Annotated in this window: 3 protein-coding genes; 1 reads left to right on the forward strand and 2 read right to left on the reverse strand. The window is 72.0% G+C overall.

Annotated features, from left to right (window positions below; genetic code table 11):
• Positions 1–195 precede the first annotated feature (195 nt).
• Positions 196–1,920 carry a maltose alpha-D-glucosyltransferase gene (gene treS / locus ABT247_RS14550; protein WP_350742589.1) on the reverse strand — a complete coding sequence of 575 codons (1,725 nt, stop codon included), beginning with the start codon at positions 1,918–1,920 and terminating at the stop codon, positions 196–198.
• On the reverse strand, positions 1,917–3,887 hold the full coding sequence (locus tag ABT247_RS14555; protein WP_350742597.1) for an alpha-1,4-glucan--maltose-1-phosphate maltosyltransferase: 1,971 nt from the start codon (positions 3,885–3,887) through the stop codon (positions 1,917–1,919). The genes treS and ABT247_RS14555 overlap by 4 nt, the downstream gene beginning before the upstream one ends.
• Positions 3,888–5,088: 1,201 nt before the next feature.
• Between ABT247_RS14555 and glgP the strand changes: the two genes are divergently transcribed.
• Positions 5,089–7,815 carry an alpha-glucan family phosphorylase gene (glgP, locus tag ABT247_RS14560; protein WP_350742591.1) on the forward strand — a complete coding sequence of 909 codons (2,727 nt, stop codon included), beginning with the start codon at positions 5,089–5,091 and terminating at the stop codon, positions 7,813–7,815.
• The last annotated feature ends 111 nt before the right edge of the window (positions 7,816–7,926 follow it).

Consider the following 7,926-nt stretch of genomic DNA (forward strand, 5'->3'; position numbering starts at 1 on the left):
CTTCCGGATTGCGGCGGCGCGGCGGTCGCGGCACGCGAGCACGGCTCGGGTGTCACGCCTTCGTGTGGGTGGCCGTTGGGCTGTTCTCCGTACGCGGTGGTGCAGAGAGCTCCGGGGGCGCGGGGGTGCACCTCGCGCCCCCGGAGGGTCTGGTGGTGCCGTGCGGACCGGTGGGCGGCTCGGCGCGGCGGATCGTTACTTCGACCGCCTGGTGCCGCTCAGGCGCGGGGGCTGCCGGAGCTGGAACCAGTAGAAGCCGTGCCCGGCCAGCGTGAGCAGGTAGGGCCACTCGCCGATCGACGGGAAGCGCACCCCACCGATCAGCTCGACCGGGTACCGTCCGCCGTACTGCCGCAGGTCCAGCTCGGTCGGCTGCGCGAACCGCGAGAAGTTGTTCACGCACATGACCAGGTCCCCCTCGTACTCGCGCACGAAGGCCAGTACGGCGGGGTTGCTGGACGGCAGTTCGGTGTAGGTGCCGAGGCCGAACGCCGGATTGAGCTTGCGGATCTCGATCATGCGACGCGTCCAGTGCAGCAGCGAACTCGAACTGCTCTGCTGCGCTTCGACGTTGGTCACCTGGTAGCCGTACACCGGGTCCATGATGGGCGGCAGACTGAGCCTGCCCGGGTCGGCGGAGGAGAAACCCGCATTGCGGTCCGGGGTCCACTGCATCGGCGTGCGCACGCCGTCCCGGTCGCCCAGCCAGATGTTGTCGCCCATGCCGATCTCGTCCCCGTAGTACAGGACCGGCGAGCCGGGCAGGGAGAGCAGCAGGGCGGTGAACAGCTCGATCTGGTTGCGGTCGTTCTCCAGCAGCGGGGCGAGCCGGCGGCGGATGCCCACGTTGGCGCGCATCCGGGGGTCCTTGGCGTACTCCGCGTACATGTAGTCGCGCTCCTCGTCGGTGACCATCTCCAGGGTCAGCTCGTCGTGGTTGCGCAGGAAGATGCCCCACTGGCAGCCGCCCGGGATCTGCGGGGTCTTGGCGAGGATCTCGGACACCGGGTAGCGGGACTCCCGCCGCACGGCCATGAAGATCCGCGGCATCACCGGGAAGTGGAACGCCATGTGGCACTCGTCGCCGCCCGCGGTGAAGTCGCCGAAGTAGTCGACGACGTCCTCCGGCCACTGGTTGGCCTCGGCGAGCAGCACGGTGTCCGGGTAGTCGGCGTCGATCTCCTTGCGGACCCGCTTGAGGAACTCGTGGGTCTCCGGGAGGTTCTCGCAGTTGGTGCCCTCGCGGGCGAACAGGTAGGGCACCGCGTCCAGCCGGAAGCCGTCGATGCCGAGGTCGAGCCAGAACCGCAGTCCGGCGATCATCTCGTCCTGGACCCGGGGGTTGTCGTAGTTGAGGTCCGGCTGGTGGGAGAAGAACCGGTGCCAGTAGTACTGCTTGCGGACCGGGTCGTAGGTCCAGTTGGAGGTCTCGGTGTCGACGAAGATGATCCGGGCGTCCGGGTACTGCTTGTCGTCGTCGGCCCACATGTAGAAGTCGCCGTACGGCCCGTCCGGGTCCGTGCGGGAGGCCTGGAACCACGGGTGCTGGTCGCTGGTGTGGTTCATGACGAAGTCGATGATCACGCGCATGCCGCGCGCGTGCGCGGCGTCGACGAACTCCATGAAGTCGGCGATGTCACCGAACTCCGGCAGGACCGACTTGTAGTCGGCCACGTCGTACCCGCCGTCGCGCAGCGGCGAGGCGAAGAACGGCGGGAGCCAGAGGCAGTCGATGCCGAGCCACTGGAGGTAGTCGAGCTTGGCCGTGAGCCCCTTGAGGTCCCCGACCCCGTCGCCGTTGCTGTCCTGGAAGGACCGCACCAGCACCTCGTAGAAGACCGCACGCTTGAACCACTCCGGGTCCAGGTTCTTCTTCGAGGTCTCGGGGAAGGTGTCGGGGACGGGCTCGTTCACTGTCACGCTGGGTTCCTCCGAACCGTGAGGAGGTGAGCCGGCTCGGCTGAGGGATCGAGCCGGACGTAGTTGTGCCGGCCCCACGTGTAGACGGCGCCGGTGAGCTCGTCGTGCACCGTGTACGGGCCGTCGGCGTCCTGCCCGGGCAGGACGATCGTGACGGTGGCCTCCTGGACGTGGTGCGGGTCGAGGTTGACCACCGTGATCACCTGGTCGGTCAGGCCCTCGGGGGTGGTCGCGGTCTTGGAGTAGGCGATCACCTGGTCGTTGTCGGTGGGGTGGAAGCGCAGGTTGCGCAGCTGCTGCAGCGCGGGGTGGCGCCGGCGGAGCCGGTTCAGCACGGTGAGCAGCGGGGCCAGGGTGTCGGCGCGGTTCCAGTCGCGCGGGCGCAGCTCGTACTTCTCCGAGTGCAGGTACTCCTCCGAGCCCGGGTGGGCCGGCTCGTTCTCGCACAGCTCGTAGCCGGCGTAGACGCCGTAGCTGGGGGAGAGGGTGGCGGCGAGCACGGCTCGGATCGCGAAGGCGGCGCGGCCGCCGTGCTGGAGGAAGGCGTGCAGGATGTCCGGGGTGTTGGCGAAGAAGTTGGGCCGCATGTAGGCGGCCGCGTCACCGGTGAGTTCGGTGAGGTACTCGGTGAGTTCGTTCTTGGTGTTGCGCCAGGTGAAGTACGTGTACGACTGGTGGAAGCCGATCTTCGCGAGGGTGTGCATCATCGCCGGGCGGGTGAAGGCCTCCGCCAGGAACACGACGTCCGGGTCGGTGCGGGCGATGTCGCCGAGCACCTTCTCCCAGAAGACCACCGGCTTGGTGTGGGGGTTGTCGACCCGGAAGATCCTGACGCCGTGGGACATCCAGAATCGAAGGATCCTGACGGTTTCCTTGACGATTCCATCCATGTCCTGATCGAAGTTGATCGGATAGATGTCCTGGTACTTCTTCGGCGGGTTCTCGGCGTACGCGATGGTGCCGTCCGCGCGGTGGCTGAACCATTCCGGGTGCTTGTTCACCCACGGGTGGTCCGGGGAGCACTGGAGGGCGAAGTCCAGCGCCACCTCCAGGTGCAGGGCCCGGGCCTCGGCGACGAAGTGGTCGAAGTCCTCGATGGTCCCGAGGTCGGGGTGGATCGCGTCGTGGCCGCCCTCGGGGGAGCCGATCGCCCAGGGCGAGCCCACGTCGTGCGGACCGGCCGTCAGGGAGTTGTCCGGTCCCTTGCGGAACGCTCGCCCGATCGGGTGCACCGGCGGCAGGTACACCACGTCGAAGTCCATCGCGGCGATCGCCGGCAGCCGCTCGGCCGCGGTGCGCAGGGTGCCGGAACGCGGCGGCTCGACCCCGTTCGGGTCCACCACCGCGCCCTCCGAACGGGGGAAGAACTCGTACCAGGAGCCGAACAGCGCGCGCTCGCGGTCCACCTGGAGCGGCAGCGGACGGGAGGCGCTGAGCAGCTCGCGCAGCGGGTAGCGGGCCAGCAGCTCCAGCACCTCGGGGGCGAGCGCCGCGGCCAGCCGCGACAGCTGGGGCAGCCCCGGGTCGCGCAGCGCGTCGGCGGCGGCCAGCACGTGCGCCCGGCCCTCCTTCTTCGGCACGCCGGCGGCGGCCTGCTCGAACAGCCGGGCGCCCTCCTCCAGGACCAGCGCGGTGTCGATCCCGGCCGGCAGCTTGATCGAGGCGGCCTTGCGCCAGGTGGCGACCGGGTCGCTCCACGCCTCCACCAGGTACGACCAGCGGCCGGGCGCGGTCGGGGTGACGTACGCGCCCCAGCGGTCGGTGCCCTCGGCGAGTTCGCGCATCGGCGTCCACGGGCCGCTGCGGCCGCGCGGGTCGCGCAGCACCACGTTGGCGTTGACGGCGTCGTGGCCCTCGCGGAAGACGGTCGCGGTGACCAGGAAGGTCTCGCCGACGACGGCCTTCGCCGGGCGGCGACCGGCGTCGACGATGGGGCTGACGTCCAGGACGGGGATGCGGCCGATCACGGTGTCGCTCTCTGTCGTCTTGCGGGCGGAGGGCTTGGTGGCGGGTTTGGCGGCGGGTTTGGCCGGGGCTTTCGCAGCGCGTTTGACGGCGGGTCCGGGGGCGGGCTTCGCGGCGGGGTCGGCCGCCGGCTCGGCGGTGCGCGCGGCCGCGCTCCTGACGGTGCTCCTGGTCCTGCTCGCCGCGCGCTTGGCGCCGCTCCCGCGGACGGGGGCCGTCGCGGGGTCGGCGGCCGGGTCGGCGCCACCGGGGTCGGCGGCCTGGTGGGTGGTGGCCGTCGTGGCGGTGGCCGTGCGGCGCGTGGTGGTGCGCCTGCGCGGTGCCGCGGTCCCGCCCTCCTCGACCCCGGGGTGCCGGGTGGTGGCGGAGGGCTGAGCGGTGGCGGGCCGTGCGGTGAAGGGCCGGGCTTCGGAGGATTCGTCACGAACCGCCCCGGACCCCCGGGGCGACGGCATCGCCGGGTCTGTACGAGTGTCAGAATCCATCCGTCCGGCGGATTCCGCGACCGCTGCGTCGAGGCTTTCGGCCACCGGTGTGGACTGGTCCCGCGTGTCGCCGTGCATGCCAAACTCCTGCCCGAGATCAGCGGCAGCTCCCGCGGGGCCGGGGGGCGGGCCGGGGGGAGTGCCGGGAGGACTGCTGGGTGGGGGAGGACGTGCGACCCGAAGCCTGCCCGCGCCGCTGTCCCCGGCAACCTGCCCGGCGCCCGCCGCGCCGGTGGCGGGACGCCCCGGAGCCCGCGCGCGTCCCGGCGCACGCCTCCAGGGGGCACGCCCCTGGCGGCCCGGACGACCCGTGAACGAGCCGACCGGTGGCGAGGACACGCGGCGGAGCGCGGTGAGCGCCGAACGGGCTAAAGGAGGAGGGAACGAGCAACGCGAAAAGGATTCGGACGTGCTGCTTCACGGCGGCGTGAGACGCCTCCGCAGCATCAACGACCTTGGGTCATCCTCGCACCGGCGGCGCGGTTTTCGCAGCGGTACGACAGGAGTTTCGACCCCCTTCGCGGGTGGATGAGCGACCGGAAATGGATCTGTTCCGCAGAGTTCACGCATTGGTAGCGCGGCGCCCCGGAATGTGCGCCTCGCGCGCCCCCCGCGCAGACCAATGCGCCGAATGCGATCTCATCAATAGGCCGAACGGATGCCCAATAGTCCACTTGACCCACTGTCAAGGCGACCGCGAAGGCTACGCTTCACGCCTGTGAAGGCAATCCGCAGATTCACCGTCCGCACCGTCCTGCCCGAACAACTCCAGCCGTTGCACGAGCTGGCCCTCAACCTGCGCTGGTCCTGGCACCCCGAGACCAGGGACCTCTTCCGGTCCGTGGACCCGGAGGTCTGGGCCGCGACCGGCGAGGACCCGGTGCGGCTGCTCGGGGAGGTCCCGGCCGCCAGACTCGCCGCACTCGCCGTCGACCGGCGGTTCCTGCGCAGACTCGGCGACCTCGCCGACGACCTGCGCGACTACCTCACCGGCCCGCGCTGGTACCAGACCCAGTTGGAGACCGGCGCCACCCCGCCGCCCGCCGCGATCGCCTACTTCTCGCCCGAGTACGGCATCGCCGCCACGCTGCCCCAGTACTCCGGCGGCCTCGGCATCCTGGCCGGCGACCACCTGAAGGCGGCCAGCGACCTCGGCGTGCCGATCATCGGCGTCGGGCTGTTCTACCGGCACGGCTACTTCCGCCAGTCCCTGAGCCGGGACGGCTGGCAGCAGGAGCGCTACCCCCTGCTGGATCCGGACGAACTCGCGGTGAGCCTGCTCCGCGAGGCCGACGGCAGCCCCTGCCGGGTCGACCTCGCCCTGCCCGGCGGCCGCACCCTCGCCGCCCACATCTGGAAGGCCCAGGTCGGGCGGGTCCCGCTGCTGCTGCTCGACTCCGACATCGAGGCCAACTCGCCGGCCGAACGGGACGTCACCGACCGGCTCTACGGCGGCGGCAGCGAGCACCGGCTGCTCCAGGAGATGCTGCTCGGCATCGGCGGCGTCCGGGCCGTGCGCGCCTACTGCCGGCGCACCGGCCACCCCGCCCCCGAGGTCTTCCACACCAACGAGGGCCACGCCGGCTTCCTGGGCGTCGAGCGGATCCGCGAGCTGGTCGCCGACCCGGCGGCCGGGCTGGACTTCGCCGCCGCCCTGGAGTCCGTCCGGGCCGGCACCCTGTTCACCACCCACACGCCCGTCCCGGCCGGCATCGACCGCTTCGACCGCGACCTGGTCGCCCGGCACTTCGGCGGTGACGCGGCGCTGCCCGGCGTCCCGGTCGAGTCGGTGCTCGGACTGGGGGCGGAGACCTGGCGCGGCGGGGACCCGAAGCTGTTCAACATGGCCGCGATGGGCCTGCGGCTGGCCCAGCGCGCCAACGGGGTGTCCACCCTCCACGGCGAGGTCAGCCGCTCGATGTTCAACGGCCTCTGGCCCGGCTTCGACCCCGCCGAGGTGCCGATCACCTCCGTCACCAACGGCGTCCACGCCGCCACCTGGATCGACCCGGCCGTGATCCGCCTCGGCGCCGCCGAGATCGGCGCCGACCGCGCCGAGGAGGCGATGACCACCGGCGAGACCAAGCGCTGGACCGGCCTGGAGCGGATCGGCAACGCCGAGATCTGGGACCTGCGGCGCAGCCTGCGGGCCCAGCTGGTGGACGAGGCCCGCCGCCGGCTGCGCACCTCCTGGCGCCAGCGCGGGGCCGGCGAGGCCGAGCTCGGCTGGGTCTCCTCCGTGCTCGACCCCGACGTGCTCACCATCGGATTCGCCCGGCGGGTGCCCTCGTACAAGCGGCTCACCCTGATGCTGCGCGACCCGGACCGGCTGCGCGCCCTGCTGCTGCACCCCACCCGACCGGTGCAGATCGTGGTCGCCGGCAAGGCCCACCCGGCCGACGACGGCGGCAAGCGGCTGATCCAGCATATGGTCGCCTTCGCCGACGACCCGGCGGTGCGGCACCGGATCGTCTTCCTGCCGGACTACGACATGGCGATGGCCCAGCACCTCTACCCGGGCTGCGACGTCTGGCTGAACAACCCGCTGCGCCCGCTGGAGGCCTGCGGCACCTCCGGGATGAAGGCCGCGCTCAACGGCTGCCTCAACCTGTCCGTCCTGGACGGCTGGTGGGACGAGTGGTACGACGGCCAGAACGGCTGGGCGATCCCCACCGCCGACGAGGGCGGCGGGGTGCTCGACCCGGACAGCAGCGAGGCCGAGCGGCGTGACGACATCGAGGCCGCCGCGCTGTACGACCTGATCGAGGAACAGGTCGCCGGCCGGTTCTACGACCGGGGCGCGGACGGGCTGCCGCACCGCTGGATCGCCATGGTCCGGCACACCCTGGTCACCCTCGGCCCCAAGGTGCTGGCCGGGCGGATGGTGCGCGAGTACGTCGAACGGCTGTACACCCCGGCGGCGCTGGCCCAGCGGGAGCTGGCGGCGGAGCTGCCGCCCCGGGCCGAGGGGAGCGCGGGCACCGCGGCCGAGCGCCCGGAGGCGGCCGGGCGGGTCACCGCCGCCCGGGAGCTGGCGGTGTGGAAGGCCAAGGTCCGGGAGGGCTGGCCGGCCGTGCGGGTCGAGCACGTCGAGGCCGACTGCCCGGCCGAGGCCCAGGAGCTGGGCAGCTCGCTGTCGCTGCGGGTGCAGGTCGCGCTCGGGGCGCTGGAGCCGGGCGACGTCGAGGTGCAGGTGGTCTCCGGCCGGGTCGACGAGACCGACGGCATCTCGGAGGTCTCGGTGCTCGCCCTCAAGCCGGTCGGCGGTCCCGACCTGGACGGCCGCACCCGGTACGAGGGCTCGCTGGAGCTCTGCCGCACCGGCCCGTTCGGCTACACCGTCCGGGTGCTGCCCGCGCACCCCAGGCTGGCCTCCCCGGCCGAGATGGGGCTGGTCGCCCTCCCCGCCGAGTCGACGGGAATGGACGCGGGGCTGCTGCGCTGACGGGTGCACGCGCGGGGCGGGACCTCCGGTCGCATGGCGGATGAGGGGGCGTCCTCCCCGGGTAAGCGGGAGCTGCTTCGATCGCAGGGCGGATGTGGGCATCGCCGACGC

The sequence above is a fragment of the Kitasatospora sp. NPDC001539 genome, assembly GCF_040298565.1.
In the GTDB taxonomy this organism is placed as follows: domain Bacteria; phylum Actinomycetota; class Actinomycetes; order Streptomycetales; family Streptomycetaceae; genus Kitasatospora.